23 protein-coding genes are annotated in these 24122 nt (G+C 41.6%); 8 read left to right on the forward strand and 15 right to left on the reverse strand.

Annotated elements, in window-relative coordinates; translation table 11 throughout:
• The 11 genes from yajC to argS all read right to left on the reverse strand — a co-directional run bounded on the left by yajC (window position 1) and on the right by argS (window position 10524).
• Complete coding sequence (gene yajC, locus HMO_RS0101865; protein ID WP_010297995.1) at window positions 1-384, reverse strand: preprotein translocase subunit YajC; 384 nt, start codon at window positions 382-384, stop codon at window positions 1-3.
• A 53-nt stretch (window positions 385-437) separates the two neighbouring features.
• On the reverse strand, window positions 438-1319 hold the full coding sequence (locus HMO_RS15360; RefSeq protein WP_010297996.1) for a M23 family metallopeptidase: 882 nt from the start codon (window positions 1317-1319) through the stop codon (window positions 438-440).
• Window positions 1306-2082 (reverse strand): 5'/3'-nucleotidase SurE, encoded by a 777-nt coding sequence (surE, locus tag HMO_RS0101875; protein WP_010297999.1) that lies wholly within the window; start codon window positions 2080-2082, stop codon window positions 1306-1308. The genes HMO_RS15360 and surE overlap by 14 nt, the downstream gene beginning before the upstream one ends.
• A gap of 9 nt (window positions 2083-2091) precedes the next feature.
• A complete protein-coding gene (gene serS / locus HMO_RS0101880) occupies window positions 2092-3384 on the reverse strand; it encodes a serine--tRNA ligase (RefSeq protein ID WP_010298001.1) in 1293 nt (430 codons plus the stop codon).
• Window positions 3372-4160, reverse strand: coding sequence for a twin-arginine translocase subunit TatC (gene tatC, locus HMO_RS0101885; protein WP_010298009.1), 789 nt, complete (start codon window positions 4158-4160; stop codon window positions 3372-3374). The genes serS and tatC overlap by 13 nt, the downstream gene beginning before the upstream one ends.
• Entirely contained in the window at window positions 4141-4380 is a 240-nt protein-coding gene (locus tag HMO_RS0101890; RefSeq protein WP_010298012.1) for a Sec-independent protein translocase subunit TatA/TatB, read from the reverse strand. Before HMO_RS0101890 ends, tatC begins: the two co-directional genes overlap by 20 nt.
• A 3-nt stretch (window positions 4381-4383) precedes the next feature.
• Window positions 4384-4551, reverse strand: coding sequence for a twin-arginine translocase TatA/TatE family subunit (gene tatA / locus HMO_RS0101895; protein WP_010298015.1), 168 nt, complete (start codon window positions 4549-4551; stop codon window positions 4384-4386).
• A 199-nt stretch (window positions 4552-4750) separates the two neighbouring features.
• Complete coding sequence (locus HMO_RS0101900; protein ID WP_010298017.1) at window positions 4751-5401, reverse strand: site-2 protease family protein; 651 nt, start codon at window positions 5399-5401, stop codon at window positions 4751-4753.
• Between the two features lie 747 nt (window positions 5402-6148).
• On the reverse strand, window positions 6149-7222 hold the full coding sequence (nagZ, locus tag HMO_RS0101905; RefSeq protein WP_010298020.1) for a beta-N-acetylhexosaminidase: 1074 nt from the start codon (window positions 7220-7222) through the stop codon (window positions 6149-6151).
• Between the two features lie 120 nt (window positions 7223-7342).
• On the reverse strand, window positions 7343-8782 hold the full coding sequence (locus HMO_RS0101910) for an SPOR domain-containing protein (protein WP_010298022.1): 1440 nt from the start codon (window positions 8780-8782) through the stop codon (window positions 7343-7345).
• Window positions 8782-10524 carry an arginine--tRNA ligase gene (gene argS, locus HMO_RS0101915; RefSeq protein ID WP_010298025.1) on the reverse strand — a complete coding sequence of 581 codons (1743 nt, stop codon included), beginning with the start codon at window positions 10522-10524 and terminating at the stop codon, window positions 8782-8784. Before argS ends, HMO_RS0101910 begins: the two co-directional genes overlap by 1 nt.
• A gap of 176 nt (window positions 10525-10700) precedes the next feature.
• Here argS and HMO_RS0101920 point away from each other — a divergent pair, with 176 nt between their 5' ends.
• Together HMO_RS0101920 and HMO_RS0101925 are read left to right on the forward strand one after the other, a co-directional pair.
• Entirely contained in the window at window positions 10701-11675 is a 975-nt protein-coding gene (locus tag HMO_RS0101920) for an SPFH domain-containing protein (RefSeq protein ID WP_425358514.1), read from the forward strand.
• A gap of 7 nt (window positions 11676-11682) precedes the next feature.
• Entirely contained in the window at window positions 11683-12141 is a 459-nt protein-coding gene (locus HMO_RS0101925; protein ID WP_010298032.1) for an NfeD family protein, read from the forward strand.
• Window positions 12142-12286: 145 nt separating this feature from the next.
• On the opposite strand, the gene HMO_RS0101930 is transcribed toward HMO_RS0101925, so the two are convergent.
• Entirely contained in the window at window positions 12287-13180 is an 894-nt protein-coding gene (locus HMO_RS0101930; protein ID WP_010298034.1) for a hypothetical protein, read from the reverse strand.
• 252 nt (window positions 13181-13432) lie between these two features.
• Here HMO_RS0101930 and HMO_RS0101935 point away from each other — a divergent pair, with 252 nt between their 5' ends.
• Window positions 13433-14332 carry a GNAT family N-acetyltransferase gene (locus HMO_RS0101935; RefSeq protein WP_010298036.1) on the forward strand — a complete coding sequence of 300 codons (900 nt, stop codon included), beginning with the start codon at window positions 13433-13435 and terminating at the stop codon, window positions 14330-14332.
• A gap of 145 nt (window positions 14333-14477) precedes the next feature.
• Here HMO_RS0101935 and HMO_RS13455 read toward each other — a convergent pair whose 3' ends face one another.
• Window positions 14478-15284 (reverse strand): nucleotidyltransferase domain-containing protein, encoded by an 807-nt coding sequence (locus HMO_RS13455; RefSeq protein ID WP_010298039.1) that lies wholly within the window; start codon window positions 15282-15284, stop codon window positions 14478-14480.
• Entirely contained in the window at window positions 15281-16303 is a 1023-nt protein-coding gene (locus HMO_RS0101945) for a DNA polymerase beta superfamily protein (protein WP_010298044.1), read from the reverse strand. Before HMO_RS0101945 ends, HMO_RS13455 begins: the two co-directional genes overlap by 4 nt.
• Window positions 16304-16740: 437 nt before the next feature.
• Here HMO_RS0101945 and HMO_RS17615 point away from each other — a divergent pair, with 437 nt between their 5' ends.
• The 3 genes from HMO_RS17615 (at window position 16741) to HMO_RS0101960 (ending at window position 20163) form a co-directional block, all read left to right on the forward strand.
• Window positions 16741-17010, forward strand: coding sequence for a SemiSWEET transporter (locus tag HMO_RS17615; protein WP_010298047.1), 270 nt, complete (start codon window positions 16741-16743; stop codon window positions 17008-17010).
• Window positions 17011-17231: 221 nt separating this feature from the next.
• The gene (locus HMO_RS0101955) at window positions 17232-18107 is read left to right on the forward strand and encodes a helix-turn-helix domain-containing protein (protein ID WP_010298050.1); all 876 of its coding nucleotides are present in this window, start codon (window positions 17232-17234) and stop codon (window positions 18105-18107) included.
• Window positions 18108-18477: 370 nt separating this feature from the next.
• Window positions 18478-20163 carry a tetratricopeptide repeat protein gene (locus tag HMO_RS0101960; RefSeq protein ID WP_175282079.1) on the forward strand — a complete coding sequence of 562 codons (1686 nt, stop codon included), beginning with the start codon at window positions 18478-18480 and terminating at the stop codon, window positions 20161-20163.
• Window positions 20164-20195: 32 nt separating this feature from the next.
• On the opposite strand, the gene HMO_RS0101965 is transcribed toward HMO_RS0101960, so the two are convergent.
• Entirely contained in the window at window positions 20196-20714 is a 519-nt protein-coding gene (locus tag HMO_RS0101965) for a DNA-3-methyladenine glycosylase (protein WP_425358511.1), read from the reverse strand.
• Window positions 20715-20923: 209 nt separating this feature from the next.
• On the opposite strand from HMO_RS0101965, the gene gcvPB reads away from it, so the two are divergent.
• Window positions 20924-22405 carry an aminomethyl-transferring glycine dehydrogenase subunit GcvPB gene (gene gcvPB / locus HMO_RS0101970; protein ID WP_010298059.1) on the forward strand — a complete coding sequence of 494 codons (1482 nt, stop codon included), beginning with the start codon at window positions 20924-20926 and terminating at the stop codon, window positions 22403-22405.
• Between the two features lie 142 nt (window positions 22406-22547).
• Window positions 22548-24101 (forward strand): Fic family protein, encoded by a 1554-nt coding sequence (locus HMO_RS0101975; RefSeq protein WP_010298062.1) that lies wholly within the window; start codon window positions 22548-22550, stop codon window positions 24099-24101.
• Window positions 24102-24122: the final 21 nt, after the last annotated feature.

The following is a 24122-nucleotide window of genomic DNA, read 5'->3' on the forward strand; positions in this document are numbered from 1 at the left end:
TTAGTCCTTCTTATCAGCAGTTTTAGCTTTTGCTGTCCTCTTGACAGGAGTTTTCTTTTCCTCGGGCTTTGCCACCACACCTTGTGGTTCATCTGAGTTGACAGCTTCAGTCTTTGATAACACTTCAGCAATCATCGCTTTTGCAATCCGAACCTTTACATTTTCAGCAATTTCCACCAATACTTCTGTATCAGAGGTAACTTTTGAAATTGTCCCGATTAAACCGCCATTGGTGACAACTTTATCACCCCGCCGAACAGCCGATAGCATCGCTTGATGCTCTTTCACCTTTTTTTGCTGCGGACGAATTAACAAGAAATAAAATATTACAAAGATCATAACCAGCGGCATAAATGCTGCTATATCAAAACCACCCTGACTCATAAAATAACTCCCATCTGTTTGAGATTTTAACTTCTAAATTGCAATTTCTTATCCTAATCTAGAAGCTTAGTAGGATCAATTGGAGTTTTTCCTTTGTTAAGTTTAAAATGAAGCTGTGGTTCCTTAACATTTCCCGTCTTTCCTACTGTACCGATTTTCTGTCCTGCGGCCACCGTATCGCCCCGCTTTACAAGAATTTGATCAAGATGCGCGTAAACGCTGATGAATCCATTTTGGTGGCGGATTAGAATGACTTTGCCATAGCCCGGTATTTGCTCGGTTCGACTGACAACTCCATTATTCGCGGCTTTAACGGGGGTTCCTTTAGGAGCACTGATGTTGATCCCTGTATGACCTCCCTTCGTTGAGGAAAATGCTTTTATAATTTTTCCCCGAACTGGCCATGTATAAAAAGCAGCTGCCTTTGGAGCCTCATTTAAAGGCTTATATGTCTTAGCCTCTCTGGCCGACTCCTCCCCATGTGTCTCCTCTTCCTGATGGGAGGCTAGTCCGCCTTCAGTGTGATCTGTGTCATCCTCACCCTCTTCATCCGCTTCTGAATAGGGAACAGTTGCACTTTCTTCCTCAGTCCCGGGCAATGGAGCAAGCTTAGAAACTTTGACCTCACCCACATGAGGCGCATCTGCTCCAGGTTCATAATGGTCATCATGCTTTGTGCTAGCATGAGCGCCCACTAGTAATTTCTGGCCCACAACAATGCGATAGGGGGACTTCATGCCGTTTAACCTTACCAATTCTTTCTTGTCAAGATGATACTTCTTAGCAATGCTTGCAATTGTATCGCCTCGCCGGACAATGTGATACGGGCTCTTATATGAATCATATTCTACATCTGCAGGTCCGCCTCGTCGACTATTACAGCCCACAAGAATACTGGCTGCCATAAGTATTATTGCGAAATTACGCAGCTTCATCTGTCTTATCCTTCAAAAATAATTGATTCAGTCGATTAAGTGACTTTTCATGAGTATAATTAAGCGTCAAGGGAGTGACAGAGATAAAGTTATGATTAATAGCTTCTAAATCTGTCCCCGGAGCGCCAGAACCGTCATGGTCCACAATGCCAACCCAGAAGTATTTCTTGCCGCGTGGATCGATACACTCATGAAGTTGATCCTGGTAAGTCCGCTGTCCTTGACAGGTAACCTTTATGCCATTAATAGAATTAATGCTTGCATTTGGGATGTTGATATTTACCAACGTATAATGGTCCATAGGAACAGAAATTATTTGTGAAATAATAGAAGGCATAAAATGTTCCACTGTTAGCCATTGCACGGAGTTGCCTTTGTCAATGCACAGACTTATAGCAATCGCGGGAACATGCAATAATGAAGCTTCCATTGCCGCTGCCACTGTTCCGGAATATGTAATGTCTTCAGCTAAATTAGCACCATAATTAACCCCGGATAGGACGAGGTCTGGAGCCTTGTCCTTCAGTAAATGATTAATTCCGAATAATACGCAATCAGTCGGTGTACCAGATAAAGCAAACTTCCTATCGGAGATTTCTCGCATGCGCAGTGGATCGCGCAGCGTTAAGGAGTGACTAGCGCCACTTTGGTCGAGCTCAGGTGCCACAATCCAAACATCATCGGATAACTGACGGGCGATGGACTCCAAGACTTGAAGGCCTGGAGCATTAATACCATCATCATTACTTATAAGTATACGCATAATAATATTTTATTGTTTTTTAGTTATGACTTCAACGCCTCCCATATAAGGTCTTAACACCTCAGGGATTTCTATGCTGCCATCAGATCTTTGATAATTTTCCAAAATAGCCACAATTGTCCGTCCTACCGCCAGCCCTGAACCATTTAAGGTATGCACAAACTCAGGCGCTGGTTTTGGGGTTTCAGGGGTAGCCATAGGGCGATAGCGCGCATTCATCCGGCGAGCCTGAAAATTGCTACAATTTGAGCAACTTGAAATTTCACGATAGGTGTTCTGGCTCGGCAACCAAACTTCTAAATCATAGGTTTTCTGAGCTGAGAACCCCATATCGCCTGCGCACAGGGCCATTACCCGGTAAGGCAACTTCAATTGCTTGAGAATTTCTTCTGCGGCCATGGTCATGCGTTCATGCTCAGCCTTTGACTCGCTGGGATGGGTAATGCTTACCAGTTCCACCTTTCCAAATTGATGCAGGCGAATCATTCCGCGCGTATCACGGCCAGCAGCCCCCGCTTCTGCCCGAAAGCAAGGAGTATAAGCTGTGTACCGAAGCGGTAACTGCTCTTCTGCTAAGATAGCCTCCGCCACTAGATTCGTTAATACTACTTCTGCGGTCGGGATAATCCAATGGCCTGTCGTTGTTTGAAATTGATCTTCACGGAATTTTGGAAGCTGTCCCGTTCCATACATCGTTTTTTCGTGGACGAGGACAGGAGCATATACCTCTTGATAGCCATATTGAGAGGTATGGATATCAATCATAAACGCTGCTAGAGCCCGTTCTAAACGGGCTAATTCACTGTATAAGACAACAAACCTTGAACCCGAAAGTTTAGCTGCAACCTCAAAATCCATTTTGCCGAGATCTTCACCTAGCTCATAATGGGGCTTTGGCTGGAAGCTAAAGTTTGAAATCTCTCCCACTTGACGTATCTCTAAGTTCGCCGTTTCATCCAAGCCATCTGGAGTATCGTCAGCAACCAGATTAGGTATCGTGGACATTTCATCCATAAGTTCTTGATTAAGTTGGTTCGCTTTAACTTCTAAGTCGGCAATAGAAGCCTTAATCTGCTCAGCTTCAGCAGCTAACCCTGTTGTATCTTGGCCCGTCCGTTTGGCTTCACCAAATGATTTAGCTATTTGATTGCGTTTCGTTTGTAATTCCTGCAGCTCAGTTAAAGCTGAACGATAAGTCTCGTCCATAGCAAGCAGTCGATGAGCCAACGGTTCTTTACCACGGCGCTTTAATGAGGCATCCAAGATTTCAGGATGGCTTCGGATTAATTTCAGGTCAAGCATGACTGGGTTTCTTTCTTCTTGCGGGTCTTTTCAACTTTAGAAACAGCTAAAATCGATAGCCCATAAAGCAATACCAAAGGCGCTGCAAGTCCGACCATACTAAGGATATCAGGAGGCGTAATTACAGCTGCCACTGCAAAAATACTTACCACAGAAATACGCCATTTTTCAATTAGTGCTTTTTTATTGACAACACCTATCCCTGCTAACACGGTTAGTAACACTGGCAACTGAAAACTAATGCCAAAGGCCATAATTAGACGCATTACAAAGCTTAAATATTCTGAAACTCTCGGTTCTAATTGGATAGGCATAGCTCCCTGTCCCCCTAAACTTTCAAAACTTAAGAAGAATCTATAAGCATTCGGAAAGATGACAAAGTAAGCAAATGCAGCCCCGATGCAAAAAAACAGCGGTGTTGCTATTAACATTAACCTTAAGGTTTTCTGTTCATGCTTAAATAAGCCGGGAGAAATAAAGAGCCATATCTGAATGGCGAAATAAGGAAAGGTTAAAAAGGCGCCCGTAAACATAGCAATTTTAACATACGTCAAAAAGGCCTCTGTTAGTCCTGTATAGATCAGCTTGCGATCAAGCCCAAGTTCTGCAAAAACTTTATGCAAAGGATGAAGAAGAATTTGAAAGATATGGTTGGAAACACAGTAACTTAAAATGGATGCTATAAAAAAAGCCAAAAGGACTCGAATAAATCTTGCCCTCAGTTCTACTAAATGATGCACAAGAGGTTGAGCCTGGTCATATTCTGGCGCTGTCATCGGGTTTACTCACTGTTTGATCGTTTTTATCTTCATCTTTGCGTGCAGTATCCTCATGGGCAATGTGCTCAATATACTCTCGCCATTCTCCGGTCAGACGACGAAGACGCCCTGTCCACCGGCCAATAAACCGAAGGACAGTAGGGATTTCTTGGGGCCCCAAAAGCACAACCGCAACAATTAAAAGCAAAGCATAATGTGACCAAGCAAAATCAAACATTGTTTAGACTTTATCCTTTTCATCCTCAGAAGGCTCTGCGTCTTTAAGGCCAGCTTTAAAGGCACGAATACCTTTACCCAAATCACCCATCACTTGCGGTAATTTACCAACCCCAAAAACTACTAAAACAACCAATACTAATAAGGCTAAATGCCCGAAACTTAGTCCCATATTCTTCTCTTCATCCTAGATTAACTTTTAATTTACCCTAATCTATCCTCTATTAAATTGCAAATTTATACCTTTTGACTTTATTTCCTGTCGTGACACTTTACAATATTTCAAGCATTCAACGAACGTAGCGAACTTATTAATTATGCTGACCTTATATACTATAAAGTCTTTTATATAATAGAGTATGTTCTTAGAACTAATTAATTCCTGCAGCAGCTAATATAACCCCCATAAATGTTTTAACAGCAGGCATCATAATGCTGCTTAACAGATTTATCCCCAATAGATTGGGTAAAAAGATCAAACCGAACAAGATTAGCATTCCATAAGGCTCTAGCTGGCTGTACTGCATAGCCCACTGACGCGGCAATAAACCATTGAGAATTCGCCCCCCATCTAAGGGTAAAATCGGTAATAAATTAAAAACCGCGAGAACGATATTAATTATGATTGATTTGACGAGAATGTCATTGCCAAAAGTTTGCTGTGTTGGATTAACATGCAGTAATAAAGCAGAAACAAAAGCCAACAAGAAATTTACTGCTGGACCTGCAAAAGCCACAAGTATTTCCCCCAAACGCCTTGGTTGTAACCTTGAAAAGTCCACCGGTACAGGTTTAGCATAACCAAACAAAAATGGTGCATTAGTTAAATACAATATTCCTGGCAATATAATGGTCCCAAATAAATCGATATGAGAGATGGGGTTAAATGTCATCCGTCCCATCATCTCTGCGGTTCGGTCCCCAAAAGCTTTAGCAACAAAGCCATGGGCTGCCTCATGGGTCGTCACAGCTAAGATTAAAGCAATAAGTGAGGCGATAGAGAGTATCAAATGATCTGTCATGCTAGCGGTTTAAATCCTATTGTTGCGTAAATCTTTATCGTTTTTTATATAAATACTCCTTCTTAAAAAGATAGTATTATATGAGATGTATAAAAATAGTTCAGGCTTTAAGCATAAGGCTTATACAAATAACTTGCTGACCCTATGATCCTAATTATATAAGTTTATACATCAATTTTATAACAATTCTTACCTGTGAATGCTACCTAATAATAGGCTAAATTCGATTTAGAAAGAAGCAGATATAATAGTTTCGAGGTACCACCCTGAACTGTCTTTACCAGCCTGACAACCTGTTTAATTGCCAGCATTATATTGAGCAAGTCTATCTCTTGATCATTTATTTGGAGAAAGACAGTTTAAGAATAAGCATCTTTCCTGGTAACCCATTTTCCCGGCGTTTGTGAACCATGCTGATACTCCTCTGAGGAGCAATTATAATACTCATGCGATCTTATTGTCTCTCTCTAATGAGAAAGGTTTACACAAATTAAAGGTAATAAATATGTTAGATCTTGCCTTCAAGAGCGATAAATTTTAGGCTTATTTGCATGCCAACTTCACAGAGCCAATCTGCTTACTTAAGGGCATAAAATCGTAAGTTTCAATTAGTCTCAAGACAAATTCTACCATCCTAGAAGCTGGCCACAAACACAAATAAAAAAGATATAGGCACTTAAGCAGAAGGCTAAAATAATTATTTCACCTTATAAATTTTCTGAACCTAATTATCTAGCAAGCCAGATATTACATGATCTGTCGGGTGACACCACCCCAGTATGGCTTAAGATAATAGTTAAGCTGTGACCATAACACTTCATCATCTTCTGAGCGCAATCGATGCCCAGACAATTTAGAAGTTTTTAGCCTTTCTAAAGATAAGGATGACATTGGCTTTAAATGGGCGGCAATGTCCAACATTTCATTCATATTACCACTGCAATGGAGAACGGCATCACAGCCAGCCTCTAAGGATTTAACTGCTCTCTCTCCCATGGTTCCGCCTAAAGCTTTCATGGTCAAGCAATCTGTAATAAGAAAACCTTTAAAGTTTATATGCTTGCGTATGACCTTATCAATAACTGATTCAGAAAGAGTCGCTGGAGTGTGACAATCAACCGCTTCATAAACAATATGTGCGGTCATACCCCAAGGCTGTGAAAGATTTTCTTCATTAATGACGGTGCAAACCTGACGAAAAGCCAAGAAATCACTTTCCTGTAACTCACTGAGATCAGTTGTTACAATAGGAAGACTTTCATGACTATCAACTAAGGCCCGACCATGGCCCGGCAAATGTTTTAAAATAGGAATTACTCCCGCCCGTTGTAAGCCACGGATAACACTCGCCGCCAAAGGAGCAACAACATCAGGGTTCTCATGGAATGCCCGATCACCAATGATTTGATGAGCATTCGGAATCAATAAATCCATAAGTGGTGCACAATTTACGTTTATCCCTAACTGAAGCATTTCTATCCCCATCAGATAAGCGTTTGCTTCAGCCGCCCAACATCCTAAGGTCAAGTCTTCTTCTGCCAGCTGGCCAATAACGCCGGCAGGGGGATATTGACGCCAATGCAGATTATTCAGGCGTGCAACACGTCCACCTTCTTGGTCGATGAGAATAGGCACAAATTTATGAGATACACAGGACCTTAAATCCTGCACAAGTTGTTGAACTTGATCGGGGTTATCGCAGTTTCTTGTAAACAATATAAAGCCAAGCGGCTGTACTCTTGAAAAGAAATCATACTCAGATTCCAAGAGGTTAGTCCCTTGGCAGCCAAAGATCACGGGTTTGGGTGCTGTATGGGGCATAGATCCTACTTTCTTTATGATAAGTTGATGCTATTTTGACACGCGTCGCCTGAAGCTTCAACCTCTAAAGTTAGACGCATCCCTTGCAAAGCATAAGACTGGCAAGAAGAATTGCTATCTCTAGGCTGCTGACTTGATTACAATTCCATTTAGACGGTGAATTTTCATTCTATTCTTAAAGGTTGTTGCTGTATTAGCTGTGGGGAAAAAACCAACCATAACTTTATAGACTGCATTACCTGTAACAGAAGAACTTGATTTCTGAATGATAAACTTTTTTCCCGTAAAAACGGAATGGTCTAACCCCTTTAGACGTCGCACTTCATTTTTTGCTTCTTTCTCTGTAGAGAAGGAACCTAATTGTACACGATATGGCCCCTCACCAACCAGTGCCTTAGGAGAATCTTTCTTTGCACCCCGCCCTGCAGAGCTCGGAGAGGCAAAGGGAGAATCATTATTAAGGGATGCTAGCTTTAATTTTGTGGATCCAATCTTCTCAACCATATTTGCTTCAGAGCTCACAAGTTCATCGAGAGCATCCCTTACAGGTTCTGCAGTATTCTGCACCTTAACACTTTCAGACTTTACTTCCATTACAGATTCCTGATGAACAGAAGGTCGTGGCTTCAGCATTTGCTGCGGAGCTTGCGCCGGCATGTAGGCAGCATTAGCATAATTCATCTCAGGGCGTGCATCGTTCACGGGCGCAGGTCCATACTGGTTACCATAAGGATTACCTTGATCGTGGGATTGGGCAACCTGAGGAGCTGTAGGTTGATATTGAGGAACTGGTTGAGGATTATACCCTTGGTTTGGATAGGCTTGTTGCGGATAAGCTTGAGGAACATACTCTTGGGATTGGGGAGACATTATAGGTTGCTGGGGCGCATAAGCATGCTGCTCCGGCCCGATTGTAGGTGCTGGATGATACGTCTGCTGAGAGGGAGAAACTTCCGCGTATGAAGGAGAAGATTGAAGCTGCTGCTGAGGATCCTGAGATGGATAACCATTATTTGGTGAACCATAAGCCGGCTGGGTGTAATGTTGCTGATATTCAGGTAGCACTGGCTGCTCTGGCTGAGGAAGCAATCGCTCTGGAGTGGCTTGGCTTTGGGGCGTAATACGGCCATATATCAGTTTATCTTGATGTGGAATCGATATCCCTCCTGGATGCTCAGGCCGAACTTTATAAGGGGACTCATCTGCCATTAACACGGGTGGCGCTTCATTATAAGAATTATTAAACCATCGATAGCCAAACCAAGCTAGTACCACTAATATAATGATCAAGCTAGCTAAAATAATAAAGTTTAAGGGGGAATGACGCTCATCCCAGTCTTCCGAAGAAGCCTCAGATAGACGCTCATTATTATGCATAAACTTGAGGCGATGGATCTGATCGTCTCGCTCGACCTGACCAAAGGTGGCTCTAACCTCTCCTAAACGAATATCCCGGGGTTCATCCTCTGAGTATGCACTCCCCCACTGCTGCTCTTTAGAGCGCAACCTTGCTTCAGAACGCTCTTCAGATTCCTGAAGCTTGCGGAAAAAAGGTGTCATTAACGCATCTCCTCAACAGGATTAACCCCTAACAGGGTCAATCCTTCAGCAATAACATTGGCAACAGCCTGAACCAGGGCTAAACGAGCAAGAGTCAGCTCTTTATTATTTGGATCAATAAATCTGAGCTCAACATTATCCTTGCCTTTATTCCACAAAGCATGAAAAGTGGAGGCTGCCTCATAGAGAAAATTCGCTATTCGATGAGGCTCTCGTGAAAGAGCAGCTACTTCAACTTGCTTTGGGAACTGTGTTAGTATCTTTATCATCGCTAACTCAGCTGCATCGGTCAAGGGGCTCTTATCAATTTTAACAGGATCACTATTGCTTATATAGTCGCAGCCATGCCTTAATACCGAACGGGCACGGGCATGAGCATACTGAACATAAAAGACCGGGTTATCTTTAGTTTGCTCAACCACTTTCGTAAAGTCAAAATCGATAGGCATATCTTGATGACGCGTAAGCATAATAAATCGAGCGACGTCACGTCCGACGCGATCAACCACATCCCGCAAGGTAACAAAGGTCCCTGCCCGCTTAGACATCCGAACAGGTTCTCCATTTTCCATAAAATTGACTAATTGAGTGGTTTTAATGTCAACATCAACCTTTCCAGCTGTCACGGCCTTAGTGGCAGCTTTAATCCGCTTAACATATCCCGAATGGTCCGCCCCCAAAATATCAATCATTTTATGAAAGCCGCGCTGATATTTGTCATAGTGATAAGCAATATCCCCGGCAAAATAGGTCCAACTACCATCATTTTTTTGCAAGGGCCGATCCACATCATCACCATATTTGGTAGCACGGAATAGGAGTTGGGGTCTTGGCTCCCAATCATCGATATCATGCCCTTTGGGCTTTTCTAAGACGCCTGTATAAATATCTCCTTGCTGTTGCAAAAATTCAACTGCACTTGAAACACCGCCTGCTTCGACAAGCGCCCGCTCCGAAGTAAATACGTTCATCTCGACGCCTAAGGCTAAGAGATCATCCTTGATGGAGATCATCATCTGTTCAATGGTGACCTTGCGGAACAAATCCATCCATTCTACTTCGGGCGCATTTAAATACTTGTCAGCATATTTATCTTTTAAAAGTTGACCAATTTTAACTAAGTAATCGCCAGGATATAATCCTTCAAATTTAGATTCTTCAACTGTATGACCACATGCTTGCAGATAACGCAGATAAGCTGACCGTGCCAGAATTTCTGTCTGCCCACCTGCATCATTAATGTAATATTCACGGATAACCTTGTAACCGACTTTTTGTAGTAATGAGGCAATCGCATCCCCTAACACCGCTCCCCGGCTATGGCCCGTATGTAATGGCCCCGTCGGATTAGCAGAAACAAACTCAATGTTTAGCAATTCTCCCTGACCTAAATTAGTGGCACCATAAGTTTGGCAATGCTGGAGCATATCAGATAGCTGTTCTAACCAGAATTCACAAGATAGCGTGAAATTAATGAAACCAGGACCGGCAATATTTACCTGAGTTACATAATTTATAGTGCCCAATTGGGCAGAGATTTTCTCTGCCAAGGCACGCGGATTTAGACCTGCGGCTTTAGCAAGAACCAGGGCAGCATTTGTTGACAAATCACCATGACTGGGATCCTTAGGCGATTCTATCACGACACGAGAAAAATCAGTGGACTCAGGTAAGTCTTTTTGAGCCTTAAGATTTTCCAAAATAGCAATTATTTGCTGATGGAAATGAGTAAAGATATTCATAATTTATTAAAATCCGCTTTAAACGTGCTTCTTTATATACATAGCTTAGGTGTATAGCATATCAAAGACAAAATTTTGAATGTTTTGTTAAAGATCATAAGCTTGCCCTAAAATTACCAATTATTAATTTCCTTAATAGTATGCTATAATACCAATTATTATAATATGGAGAATACATTATCATGTCTGAAATAACTCTGATCATTTTTGCTTTAGCTATTGTTTTCTTTATTTCAAGAGCCGCACGAATTGTACCTCAAGGATATGAATATACTATTGAAAGATTCGGCCGCTATATCCGCACCTTAACTCCAGGATTTCATCTTATTATTCCCTTAGTTGACCGTATTGGCGCCAAAGTTAATATGATGGAATCAGTGATGGACGTCCCCACGCAAGACGTCATCACGAAGGACAATGCGGCCGTTGCTGTTGATGGCATTGTTTTCTATCAAGTTTTAGATGCGGCGAAGTCTGCTTACGAAGTAGCACGTCTTGAGCATGCCATTCTAAATTTAACAATGACCAACATTCGTACAGTTATGGGGTCGATGGATCTTGATGAACTTCTATCAAATCGTGAAGTGATTAATGCTCGCCTCTTACAGGTTGTCGATGAAGCCACTCACCCTTGGGGGACAAAAGTAACCCGTGTAGAAATCAAAGATATCCGCCCCCCTCGTGATTTGGTTGATTCAATGGCCCGACAAATGAAAGCCGAGCGTGAAAAGCGGGCAATGATCTTAGAAGCTGAAGGAGAACGCCAAGCTGCCATCCTTGCTGCCGAAGGGGAAAAGCAGTCAAAAATTTTAAAATCCGAAGGTGTTAAGCAATCTATGATCTTAGAGGCGGAAGCAAGAAAAGAAGCCTCGCTTCGAGATGCAGAAGCCAGAGAGCGCCTAGCAGAAGCTGAAGCCTTTGCTACCGCAGAAGTATCCAAAGCCGTTAAGGAAGGCTCAAGTCAAGCAATTAACTACTTCGTGGCTCAGAAATATGTGGAAGCATTTAAGGCCTTGGCTGAAAGCCATAATCAAAAACTTGTTCTGATGCCGATGGAAACCTCAAGCCTTGTTGGTACCATTTCAGGGATTGCTGAGATTGTTAAAGACAGTATGGGAGCCTCAAACCAAACCGGTTCTAAGAAAGGTTAATAAAGCAATGATTAACCTTTTATTAAGTGAATTAACTTACTGGCACTGGGCCTGTTTAGGCTTAGTGCTCCTTTGTATAGAAATGGTATTTCCCGGAAGCTTCTTTATTTGGATTGGTTTCGCCTCGCTCCTAACGGCAGCACTGACATACTGTTTTGACTTTATGTTACCGGCTCAGATTACAAGTTTTGCCATATTCTCAATCATAGGGGTTACAATCGGAGCACGCCTTTATCGTAGCTTAGAGATCTCAAAGGGCACCTCAAGTTTAAATCGACGCGCCGATCAAATGATTGGTATGACTTTAACCTTAAGTGATCCTATTGTTAACGGCGTTGGTCATATTGTTATGGGGGATTCGCGGTGGCGAGCAATCGGCAAAGATATGCCTGCACACACCCAGGTGCAGATTGTCGACGTTAACGGCAACAGCCTAATTATTGAAGAGATTTCCCCACGCTCTTGAAAGTAGATCTCTCGACAATAGGGCTTGTCTTTAACACTTACTTCTTGTCTAAATAGCTGTTATACCATAGGCAAGAAGCTTTTTTAAAGAGAGCCTTAAGCATTTTCCTCCCTGCGCCTTAAGCAAGAATATTTAATAGCTCTCCTTATTGTCTAGGCAACTGAATAGCTTTTAAGAATTTAACCTCGCTATATAACCACCGTGCCAAGCTATCAAGATAGATGCTAAGTCCCACATCTGCATTGGCAGCTGCTCCTGCTGTTTCACAAGCAGGACTAGGCACCATAATTTTCTGCTCCGCCATCACTTCTCTTAAAACAGCATCCTGATAGCCTATGAAAGGGTTATTGGAGATAGCAAGACAGCTCCTAACTGAAGTTGACGACTTCAACCAGTGCCAAATCGTATCCCCTGTATTTGCATGGCGTTTTTGACCCGTTGAAGCATCCAAGGGATCAGGTACAGTTAGAACCGTAAGTTTTTGCTCTCTTAGATACCTATTAAGAATAATTTGATCCCATACTAATCGCCCTACTTCCGTTTGGTTAGCAGGCATATGAGCTGGCGGCTGCCAGCCAGGAGCAAAGGGATAAGGGCAATGAGCCTGATCAAAAAGGGCTGTACCCGTTTCCACCTCTGGGTTGAGGGGGCGTTGACCAGCAACCAGGATAATGTCATCAGCACGTAGACCTTGCTCCCATAGAGCATCCAAGAATTTAAGTCTTGGCCGTAAATTAAAAAAGATGGTGCCATGAATAAAAATGGTTTGATATTTCTGCTGTATTGGTTGCTGAGGCCCTCTAAGTCCCATTTTCTCTAATAACGGCATTAATTGTGATGCTTTATCTTCATAAGGAGAAGCACCTACCTCCCAGCGCCATAAGCCGGCCGGACGCAATAAATGTTGCTGAGCCAAGGTCGAAAAAGTAAATATATCGCCTGCTGCTGGTAGCTGTATAATTTTAAATATTTCTCTTAGCGCTGGAGAAGGTAGAAAATTATCAGAAATTAATGCAGAAGAAAAAGATTCGTTTAACATTTTATCAGAACAGTTATGAAGTTTTAAATGTAAAAAATTGATATCAGATTTATTTAAATTATCTTAGATTGTTCCTGCGGCCCAATTTATGAATAAAGTATCACAGTATTAATATAATATAGTGTCCTACTTGGATAACAACGTTATCAAGCGGGCTTCTTTAACCCTTAAAATAGGGTTTACATTTGAATTTAAGGATCTGAGCACTATATTTAAAATCATACTCTTTATTAATCTAAGTAAGACGACAAAGTGTCAAATATTAGTGAGAATATCAAAAAGCTTAAACAGTCTCACTTCGATGAGATGGACACATTCTTGGCCGTTTATAATGACACCTCAATGTTCTTGAGGAGTAATGTCCGCAAGGGTGGCTTCACGTTAAAGCAAGGGCAAGCCTACAGTGCCGACTATTATGGTTACTTTGAAGAAGGCATCCTGCAGGGCGTTGTTGCTTTATGTTGGAATGGATCACTTTTATGCCAAGTCGCTGATCCTAACATCTTGTTTAAGCTTATCCCCTTTACCCAAGCTCAAACATTAGGATTTAAAATGCAGCAGATTTTAGGTCCGCATAGCCACATAGCTATCATCTTAAAGATTCTTAGGGAAGACGGCCTGTTAACTGAAACGGATATCAAATTAAGGATGCAAGACAAGACTTATGAGCTGCCATTAGATAACTTAATCATCCCCGAATCCTTAAACTCAGGGAGGATAAAATGCCGCTTAGCCAACATGGATGACCTACCGGCCCTCATTCCTTGGGAACAATATTACAATTATGAAATTTTCAGAACAAAGATAGAAGAACTAAAAGCAGAGCAAGAAGTAAGCCGTTTAATTAAGGAACAAGTTATTTTTGTTTTAGCTGCGGAGGGCCAACTCTTAGCAAAAACTATTTTTAATGCCAGTGTGGAGGATGTGGTCCAGATTGGGGGTGTCTGGACCCCTCCTCCCCTACGCAATCTGGGCTACGCCAGAGCGGCTGTGGCCGGTGCGCTGCTAGAAGCCAAACACAGAGGAGCTAGATATGCCACATTATTTACTAACAATCCTTTTGCAGCGCGCGCTTATGAAAGCTTAGGATTTCGTCATAAAAATCTTTACCATATAATTCTCTTCAAAGAAGCTATCGGGATAAAAATATAGACCTCAATCAAGAAGATGATGCAAAATAATATTTATAGCGGTAAGTGCATTTGGCTATTTATCTCCCGAGCTCTTTTTTCTCAAGGAAATTGTAAGACAAGCATAACTGCTCTTAGTCAGCCGACGATTTAAGGCTCTATTTGATTTAAAGAATGATTTTCTTAAAAATTTGATTAGCTTTTAGGAGAGAGAATTCTGAAGGAATAGCAGCTAAAGGTTTGGTGACTTTGTTAACCAAGATGGTATTGATATATTCATCAAGCATAACAGCTCTTGGGATGGCATCCTTTTCATTAGCTACGGCTTTCATGCTGATGATTTCACCCATAATTTCTCGCAGCTGAGGTCTAAGTAGCAACCCTTCACACAAATTATATATATCCATCGGCGGCACCTCTTTGAAAAGTCGCAACCAAGCGAGCATAAGGGCTGGCCTCAAAGCATAGCAGTAAGTCTTAGCGGTTACGAGATCGTCATTTTCTGTTACCTTTTCCCAGGCATGGCGGGCAAGCCGATCATAATGGTACTCTAAAGAAGCTAAGCAAGCACAACTCTTAGAAAATTTTAATAAGTTTGCGATAATAGCTTCATCGCCCATGTAGTTGAGGGGTGACTGCAGCCACTCTAATACAACGGCATTAGACCTGAGAGCAAGGAACAAAGCTTTCCGTATATCCCATCCATTTAAGTCGAAAGCTACACCGAGGCATTCATCTTCCATTATTGGTGTTTCTAGAACATCCGGATATGGGTGAATAGACAGATAATCATCGCGCTGTCGATAATAAATAAAGCGCACATCGAAGTCACTATCTTGAGAAGGAAATCCCCAGGCGCGGCTGCCCGACTCAATTGCAGTAATAATTCTGATATTGTGCATCTCAGCAAATTTGATGAGTTTATTGCGAACGTATTCTTTATGGTCTAAGCGCAGCAGCGATGGCTTAATCATACCTTCTCCTTAAGAATATGCTGGTAATAAATATCAGCAATAAATTCATTGATAAGTTCAGGATCATAACCATCTGGCAGAGTAGAAGTTAAGGAAGCTTCCTCTACCCGGGTGAGTAACTGTTCTATTTCAATAGCAACCTCTTGAAAGGGAATCTTGCCCTGCTTAATTGCAACAAGGTGCAGGGCTTCTGGGCGAGGAAAAGTAATTTTATGATCCGTCAAAAATTCGATAGCTTCATACCCTATACGCACAGCATGTGATAAGGCCTTCCAATCCACATTTTCATTTCTTTCAGCGGCCAAAGCTCGAGCACCGTATTGCCCCACCAGCTTGTGAACAATTTCACAGGCTGTCTTGATCGAGGCTGAGAATAAAATCTTTTTACCACATATTTCTATATACTTGGCCGCAATTCCTTCTAAGTTTACCATGTTGCCAAGCTGGATAAGTTCACTCTGCATCGATAATTTATGAAGCTCTGGTTCTAATAAGTTAAGCTTACTCCTTGCAGGATACTGCTTTAAAGCCTTCTCAAGAAGATTCTCTGCTTGGCGAGCCGCCGCAACCCTACACCCTTTTAAGCCATACTTACTTGCTTGTTGACGACAATAACGGACAAATGATGCGGCTTTCTTATTGAGAAGTTTATACGCTACACCCTGGATTTGTTCCCAAAGCGGTGAAGGAGGATCAATAAAATACGCCGAGGGAGCGAATAGCATATCTAAGGCAACAATCTGACCTTCTGCGAGTAGCGATAAAAATTTATGTGGGCTATAAGCTTCAAAATCTATATCTTGGCAGGTATTCTTCTCCCCTGCCACCTTGTCTCGGCCCACCACAATAGCCGGTGATATGGTCTGAAGGAGAATATCGCGGGCACGCGGCATATATACAGCCTTAACATCTAAGTCAGAATCTGCAGTTGCAGTACCATACAGATGAGAACCAAACTTAAGCTTAACAATAATTTCCAAGGGGGACACTGTGGAGAGAAATGGATAATTAGATGTCATTGTACTTGCTCTAGCGCCCTTCAATCAGATCACATTATAATAGCCACTTAGGAAATATATCTCAAATATACCTATAGGTGTGTAAAAAGTTATCACAGCCCTGGGATGATAAAACATAAAATCACTTATTTCTCAGAAAACAGGCTCCATATTGGTAGAGCTTATCTGTTTATAGTACAGAGTAGAAACTCTGTTCAGGCAAAAACAGCTATATAAAAAACGCCTAACTCAGTAATTTTATAGATTTTCCTAGCCGGACCAAAGACCCTTCTAAATTAGTAATAAGACGATAGCGTTAAATTTAACAAACAATTATAATAGACAACCACCTTAGAACTTTATAATTATTTAATATATAATCTTATATACTTAAAATATATCTCACAATTTTGTGACTTAACTGTTTATCAATAATATTTTAGAGAGGAACCTAAAATATGTCTTCTGGGATAGAGTTAATTGGGTTAAGTGCAGGAATGTTAACAACACTAGCATTCCTACCACAAGTTATAAAAGTGATAAAAACTCATTCTGTTAAAAATATCTCAGTTAGTATGTATATAATTTTCTGTTTGGGATTAATCTTATGGATAATTTATGGCATTTATCTAGACTCTACTCCGATTATAATTGCCAACACTATAACTCTGGTTTTAGCTGCCGCCATTTTGATTATGAAGATTATATGGGACAGACGCAGCCCTTAAGAAATTATATATAGACAGGTATCTGTTATCTCCTGTGCCTTTACTTATAATTCTTATTTAGACCTAGTTGTAGCTTCTAACAGCAAACAATCTGCTCTCTATAAGGTATGACGTCCCCTCCCGCCTGATACAGGTAATTAATTTAATAAAATAATTTTCGCTTGCACACCTTAAATTAACTGTATTTAATTAAATAAGATTGTTTTCTTCTGAGGGTTGACATGAGTCCAAGTACAGAAGCATTAAATGAGGATATATACGAAGAATCCGTTTACGCGAAAGTTGGCGCACTTTTTAAAGAGGCACGCGTAAGCAGAAATATTTCGATTCAGCACGCCTGTCAGGAGCTGCATATTCGCAGTGTTTACATTACTGCGATTGAACAAGGTAACTTGTCAGCCTTGCCAGGACATGTTTATAAAGTAGGGTTCATCAAAACCTATGCAAAGTTCTTAAATCTTGATGCGACACAAATTCTTAAGGATCTGGGTCTTCAGGAAGAAATAACTCCTGATTATTCTAGCTTTAATTATTCCATTCCTGTGGAGCAACAAAAGAAACCCAACCTTAAAGTCATCTTAGCCGCAACAACGCTCTTATTTATTGGCGGCGGCATCTTGTATGTCTCTAACAATAGTTATCAGCATGCTGAAGATATTGTAGTTTTAAAAGACCTACAGGAAGATACTACACTTTCTTCCACCTCTGCCCCACCCGATAATGCCTCACTTTCAAGCCTTTTAGTACCAAACAACGATATAGGAATAGCGAATATTGCGACATCAGCGTCCACATATCATCCTGATTCGGCAAGCTCTGCTGAGACAGAAAACCCAGGGATACAAGTGGTCGCTATAAAAGATGCTTGGGTGCAAATTGTTGACGAAAACGGTAAAGCTATATTTGTGCGTTTAATGCGCACGGGAGAAACTTATTCCGTACCAGCAACTGGAAAATACCAGCTTAATACGGGTAATGGTGCTGGTATTAAACTGATGGTTGGAGATAAATCTACGCCTCCTCTAGGTGAGAATGGAAAAGTAATTCGGGGCATCAGCTTGGCCAAAGAGAATATTTCTTCCCTTCTTAAAGAGTAAAGCTTCCATTGTTAGGAGCCTTGGCACGGGCTCCTCTTGCCTTTATAATTTCTGCGTCTATTTCCTTTTTAATTGCGCAGTACGTCTCCCGCTGAAGACACATCAGCTTTTAAAATCTGTTAAATAAAGAATTCTATCACCCCGAATTGTTTAAGATACTTTTAATTTATTAAACCAGTCACTTGCAAACATATTTGTTTAATAATTTAATAAAATTATACATAAATAATATAGGGATTATACAGCAATGACTACTTGGAGTTTTTTGGGCACATCTGCCTTACTGTGCAATCTCTTCGCAGCCAATTGTACAAATTCCTTAGAGCCAGAAATTAATCAGCACTCAATGACCCTACCCAATGAGCTGATTATGAAAATTCTAAGTTATGTTCCTGTGGCTGACTTGGCTACAACCTCACAAATTGATGAAGGTTTTAGGGAAGTCTCAAAGTATCTTTTGAATCGGATCTCTTATGAAGATATATTTGAGGGCCTATGGGTATGCCCCCTTGAATATTCCCATTTGATTCCCTTTATGCTTACCTCTTATCAGGCGTGGACTCAAGAAGATATAAACAATTTATTTAAACATATAGCGCGCAATATTACCGTACCAGAACATTTAAAGAAAAAATTACCCTATCACTTTATTCGTTTTTCTAGAACCCAAGACATTAACTATTGGCTTACATTAGGCGTGCTTTATGAGGAAGTGCGAGATTATCATAACGCAATAGAGCTTTTAAGAACAGTGTATGAGGAAAGAGAAAGCTCTCCAGATCTTGATTCTCACAGAATGCTAGTCAAACTGATGAAATATATTCAGCTTTACGGAAATCCTTCACTTCAGTCTGACTATTCTGGCCCTAAATACAAGCAGGCCAACCAACTGGCGCGTGCCAATATTATGCTTTCTGCTCGCTATGGAAACTTTAATCCAGCATCGGAAAAATACTATAATGGTGTTCTTAGAAAAGGAGCCTACCGAACCTGGGACATTGCCGAAGCTCGATCCTACCTCAAAGAGCTTAATGAGGCAGGCTATGAGGCAGCATTCATGCCGTACTTATTGAAAGGCAACGCATCAGCAGCTACATTGCGCCCAATGGCACGCAGCGAAGATATTAAAGCGCAATATTATTACGGTTTCTATGGCCTTGAAGACGTTATTTACGCCCCAGAAGTCGAATGTCAAATGTATCTTAGCAGTGCAGCCCTCCACGGACATACTAAAGCCCAAGCAATATTAGGTGTTTATCATTGGAAAAAAAGACATCCTACACTAGCTGAAGATTATTTGCTTCGGGCTAGCCGTAAAGGCAATCTAAGAGCCTATTATAATTTGGGATGTATTTATCTAAAGTTAGCAAGCTGTCCCTTAAATACTGAGCAAACAGGCAAGATTGCGAAAGCCTACCAACGGTCAGAAGATGCCCTGAAAATCTTTAAAAGGCTGGCCGATCAAGATTTTATTCCCTCTTATAATGGTCTTTTAAGCTTTTATTGTAATTACCTTTGGCTTGATACTAAGCCTGCCCAAAGAAAATATACCCAAGCACTCTATATTCAAGCTGAAATATTATATAAGACTAACCGCAAAGAAGAGAGCATTCCGTTATTATTACAAGCTTGTGAAAGAGGTTACCCTAAAGCTTATTTATATCTTTCACAGATTTACGCGGGTAAGCATCAATTTAACCAAGCTTTCGCACAATTCGAAATATTGTTCAGTTTAAATAGGGAACAAAAATTGACCCCCTCTCTTCATAAATTTCTGCGTGAGTACAGTGCGAAGAAAATGGAAATATATGCTTTTTATTCCACTTACTTAATACAAACGGGATTAATTGATGAGGGAATTAATTTTTTCAGAAAGCAGCTTCTTGTTACCAAGAAACAGTCCTCTATAAATCCGCAGCTAATTGTTACCGATGAAATTAAAGAGCTGCGTCAGCACCTGAAGAAGTTTAAAAGTTTCAAGAGAAGTAAAGGCAGCTTTCTTTTTCACACCTATAATCCTCGCGAAAACTTTTTATTATCTCTATCTAACCCTTAAAAACTCACTATTCCTGCCAATAAGCTTAGCTATCAGCACAATTGCAAATCCGCAGGCGTCATTACAAAGCGCCAAAGTTTGTCTGTCGCTTTACTAATTCCAATTCGGGGAGTTACTAAACAATCTTTTATATCTATACCAGAAGTTAAGTACATGTAATCGTTTTCCACCAGATCCAGCCCATTATATTGCTTATTTATGCCTAAGTGGCAGCAAAGCTTTCCTGGTCCATTGAGATAAACATTGGATGATTTTAAGCCGCGGATCAGAACAGCACTTGCTTGTCCCGCTGGCTCTGTTACAATATTAAGGCAATAATAGACTCCATAAATAATATAGATATAAGCATGCCCGGGTGAGCCAAACATAATAGCCGACCGTTCGGTTTTCCCTCGCGCTGCATGGGATGCTGCATCATCACCACCACGGTAAGCTTCAGTCTCTGTAATAATACCTTCCACAGCCCCACAAACGAGTCTTTTTCCAATCAACTCCCGTGCCACATCGACAACATGACGGTTATAAAATTCATAAGGTAGCTTCATAAACACTATCTGCTAATTGAACTCTTAGGTTAAAGCTTTACCATAAATAAGTAGGCTTCGGAGTGTTGAATTTATAGCTCTATTTCATCCTCTTTTAAATGCCTGCTGTTTTAGTTTAATTAATTCTGCCCCAGCAGCTCATGAGCAGCCTTCACCATTGCTGCGAAAGATGCTATCGTCTTCATATACGGTTAAAGTATGAGGGGGGTATATAGATGACAAGTACGTTTACAGGCAATCACGGATTACAAATAGAAGAACCCCTTATCTTTGAATTAGATACTCCTGGTTTATCTGGCACTGATTGGCCTGAAGCTTCGACAGAGACCTCCTATCTGAATGGCTTAGAGCGGGTGCAAATTGGACTCCCTGGCTTATCAGAACCTATGGTCGTGCGCCATTATACGCGCCTTAGCCAGAAAAACTACAGCATTGATACCGGATTGTATCCTTTGGGGTCTTGTACCATGAAACACAATCCGCGTCTTAATGAAAAGGTGGCAAGATTCTTTGGTGATCTTCACCCCCTGCAGCCAGTCACCACCCTTCAAGGGGCCTTAGCAGTCATCCATTCCCTCGCAGAATGGCTAACCCGTTTAACAGGCATGGCAGGGGTAGCTTTATCTCCAGCGGCGGGGGCGCATGGTGAACTGTGCGGAATTATGGCCATCCGTAAAGCCCTCGAAGCTCGCAATGAGCATCGCCCCATTATCCTTGTTCCCGAATCTGCTCACGGCACTAATCCGGCGACGGCAGCAGCCTGCGGCTTTCAAGTCAGAACAATTCCTGCGGCTGAAGATGGCCGCGTTGACTTACCAGCCCTGTTATCACAGATTAATGATGAAGTTGCTGGCATTATGTTAACAAATCCTAATACCTGCGGGCTTTTTGAGCGCGATATTATTGATATTGCCGAGGCTATTCATAAAGCAGGAGCATACTTTTACTGTGATGGTGCCAACTTCAATGCCATTGTTGGCAAAACGCGCCCCGCCGATCTAGGTATTGATTGTATGCATATTAATTTGCATAAGACTTTTTCTACCCCTCACGGCGGGGGCGGCCCAGGCAGCGGTCCTGTTGTCTTGTCAGAACGGCTGATCCAATACGCCCCCCTGCCCTATGTTATCAGGACAGAAAAAGGCTTCGATCTCATTGAATCCTACGATCAAGCTCCCGCCTCTTTAGGACGAATTAAGGGATTCCATGGCCAGATGGGCATGCTGACCCGCGCTCTGGCCTTTATGATGAGCCACGGACGCGATGGCCTAAAGCAAGTCGCCGAGGATGCAGTCCTGAACGCAAACTATATCCTTGCTCGCCTTAAAGACCATCTCTCCCCAGCCTTTGTAGGCAGCTGTATGCATGAAGCCTTATTTGACGATACTTTTCTAGATGAGACAAAAGTTTCTACGCTCGATTTTGCTAAAGCAATGATTGACCAAGGTTACCACCCGATGACGATGTATTTTCCTTTAGTAGTATCCGGAGCCTTGTTAATGGAGCCCACCGAATCAGAATCTAAAAGATCGCTAGATGAATTCTGTGATACGCTAATCCATTTAGCGCAGCAAGCCAAAAGCGGAAATACTGAGCTCTTTATCCAAGCACCTCAACTGGCGCCGCGACGACGTTTAGATGAGACCCGCGCTGCCCGACATCCTAAATTACGCTGGGTTAAAGAGGTAAAAGTGTAGCCTCTCTCCTTTTCCTCTTTACCTTTGCGCTAAAACAATTATTCATAAAAACAACAAAATATAATCATTTTTCATGAATTATAAAAGTTTTTCATGATATGCTGTTTACATATCATATTACCCGACTATCTAATAAATTTTCATGGAAAACTACAGTTCTAATCATTTTTCATACAAGCTAAGCTTTTTTCAGGAAAGAAAACTTCCCGAGGCGGCCACTTTGGCAGGTTACTCCTGCTTAATCCATTCCTTAAAACTTCAGGTTCCTCTCCCTCTTAAGCTTTATGCCATTAGTGACCGCCATAAAGTTTATGAAAAGGATAACTGGAAGGTGTTAACACCTCGCCATATGCCCGCCCCTACTTTAGAAGACCATTTAATTTTCGCCCTAAAATACGAAGGCTTAGACCTTGCGGTGTTAAAAGCGGTGTTCGAAGCGATTAATCCTGAAGAGATAAAACAAATTGTCATCCAGAAACCCACCAGCAGTTATTCAAGACGCCTTTGGTTTCTTTATGAATGGTTACTAGAGACACCGCTCTCTTTAGAAAATGTCATCACTGGGAATTATGCCAATGTATTGGATACAGACATCCAATATGGTAGTAAGGGTACAAAATCACCACGCCATCGTGTCATCAATAACTTACCAGGTTGTAGAGATTTTTGTCCGCTAGTATTTAAAACAGAGATCCTCGAAAGTTATCGCAGCAAGAATCTGGATGAAAGAGCAAAAAAGATTATCGGTAAGACCTCCGCTAGCATTCTTGCTCGTACTGCCTCCTTTCTGTTACTGAAAGATTCCAAATCGAGCTATGCCATTGAAGGGGAAGAAAAATTACATACTCGCATCCAACGCTGGGGACGCGCTATTGGTGAAGCGGGCAAGCAGCCACTTAATTTGGCTGAGCTTTTACGGTTACAAAAAATTGTTATCGGTGATGATCGCTTTGTAAGATTAGGCCTGCGCGATGAAGGGGGCTTTGTAGGGGAACACGAGCAAATCACTCGGCTTCCGTTACCGGAGCATATCAGTGCCCGCCCTGAAGACTTACCTTCGCTTATGCAGGGACTCTTTTCTTTTATTAACACTTCAGGTAAAGAATTTGATCCAGTCATTGCCGCAGCGTGTGTAGCTTTTGGTTTTATCTATATTCACCCTTTTGCCGATGGTAATGGGCGGCTACATCGTTATTTAATTCATCACATCCTCGCTGAGAGACAATTTAGTCCGGCCGGGCTGATATTTCCCATTTCTGCAGCCATTCTGGAAAGGATTGATGATTATAGAAGCATCTTGGAAAGTTATTCGAAACGCTTATTACCTCTTATCGAGTGGGAGCCAACATTAAGTATGAATATTGAAGTCCTTAATAAAACTGATGACTTTTATCGTTACTTTGATGCGACCCCTCATACTGAGTTTCTTTATGCTTGTGTGGAAAAGACGGTCACGGTCGATCTTCCGCAAGAAATTGAATTCTTGCAGCGTTATGATACGTTTAAGCAACAAATTAATGCCTTTCTAGAATTACCTTCATCTAAGGTGGATCTATTATTCAACTTCCTCAAACAGAATGATGGAAAACTCTCCAAGCGGGCCCTCCATAAAGAGTTTTCGGCACTGAAGGAAGCTGAAATTACCCATATAGAAAGCATATATGCGGATGTATTTATAAGTGATGGTGCCTCTTAAGAGAGACACCTAATCCCCACT

Origin of the sequence: Candidatus Odyssella thessalonicensis L13 (genome assembly GCF_000190415.1) — a bacterium.
In the GTDB taxonomy this organism is placed as follows: domain Bacteria; phylum Pseudomonadota; class Alphaproteobacteria; order Paracaedibacterales; family Paracaedibacteraceae; genus Paracaedibacter; species Paracaedibacter thessalonicensis.

Excerpts from the sequence above, each read along its gene's own strand:
- HMO_RS0101890 (WP_010298012.1), bottom strand. The coding sequence starts at position 4,380 with ATGTTTGATTTTGCTTGGTCACATTATGCTTTGCTTTTAATTGTTGCG.
- HMO_RS17615 (WP_010298047.1), top strand. The coding sequence starts at position 16,741 with ATGTCTTCTGGGATAGAGTTAATTGGGTTAAGTGCAGGAATGTTAACA.
- HMO_RS0101910 (WP_010298022.1), bottom strand. The coding sequence starts at position 8,782 with ATGACACCTTTTTTCCGCAAGCTTCAGGAATCTGAAGAGCGTTCTGAA.
- HMO_RS0101900 (WP_010298017.1), bottom strand. The coding sequence starts at position 5,401 with ATGACAGATCATTTGATACTCTCTATCGCCTCACTTATTGCTTTAATC.
- surE (WP_010297999.1), bottom strand. The coding sequence starts at position 2,082 with ATGCGTATACTTATAAGTAATGATGATGGTATTAATGCTCCAGGCCTT.
- HMO_RS13455 (WP_010298039.1), bottom strand. The coding sequence starts at position 15,284 with ATGATTAAGCCATCGCTGCTGCGCTTAGACCATAAAGAATACGTTCGC.
- serS (WP_010298001.1), bottom strand. The coding sequence starts at position 3,384 with ATGCTTGACCTGAAATTAATCCGAAGCCATCCTGAAATCTTGGATGCC.
- tatC (WP_010298009.1), bottom strand. The coding sequence starts at position 4,160 with ATGACAGCGCCAGAATATGACCAGGCTCAACCTCTTGTGCATCATTTA.
- HMO_RS0101925 (WP_010298032.1), top strand. The coding sequence starts at position 11,683 with ATGATTAACCTTTTATTAAGTGAATTAACTTACTGGCACTGGGCCTGT.
- HMO_RS0101960 (WP_175282079.1), top strand. The coding sequence starts at position 18,478 with ATGAAAATTCTAAGTTATGTTCCTGTGGCTGACTTGGCTACAACCTCA.
- HMO_RS15360 (WP_010297996.1), bottom strand. The coding sequence starts at position 1,319 with ATGAAGCTGCGTAATTTCGCAATAATACTTATGGCAGCCAGTATTCTT.
- HMO_RS0101955 (WP_010298050.1), top strand. The coding sequence starts at position 17,232 with ATGAGTCCAAGTACAGAAGCATTAAATGAGGATATATACGAAGAATCC.
- HMO_RS0101945 (WP_010298044.1), bottom strand. The coding sequence starts at position 16,303 with ATGACATCTAATTATCCATTTCTCTCCACAGTGTCCCCCTTGGAAATT.
- nagZ (WP_010298020.1), bottom strand. The coding sequence starts at position 7,222 with ATGCCCCATACAGCACCCAAACCCGTGATCTTTGGCTGCCAAGGGACT.
- argS (WP_010298025.1), bottom strand. The coding sequence starts at position 10,524 with ATGAATATCTTTACTCATTTCCATCAGCAAATAATTGCTATTTTGGAA.
- yajC (WP_010297995.1), bottom strand. The coding sequence starts at position 384 with ATGAGTCAGGGTGGTTTTGATATAGCAGCATTTATGCCGCTGGTTATG.
- HMO_RS0101975 (WP_010298062.1), top strand. The coding sequence starts at position 22,548 with ATGGAAAACTACAGTTCTAATCATTTTTCATACAAGCTAAGCTTTTTT.
- tatA (WP_010298015.1), bottom strand. The coding sequence starts at position 4,551 with ATGGGACTAAGTTTCGGGCATTTAGCCTTATTAGTATTGGTTGTTTTA.
- HMO_RS0101930 (WP_010298034.1), bottom strand. The coding sequence starts at position 13,180 with ATGTTAAACGAATCTTTTTCTTCTGCATTAATTTCTGATAATTTTCTA.
- gcvPB (WP_010298059.1), top strand. The coding sequence starts at position 20,924 with ATGACAAGTACGTTTACAGGCAATCACGGATTACAAATAGAAGAACCC.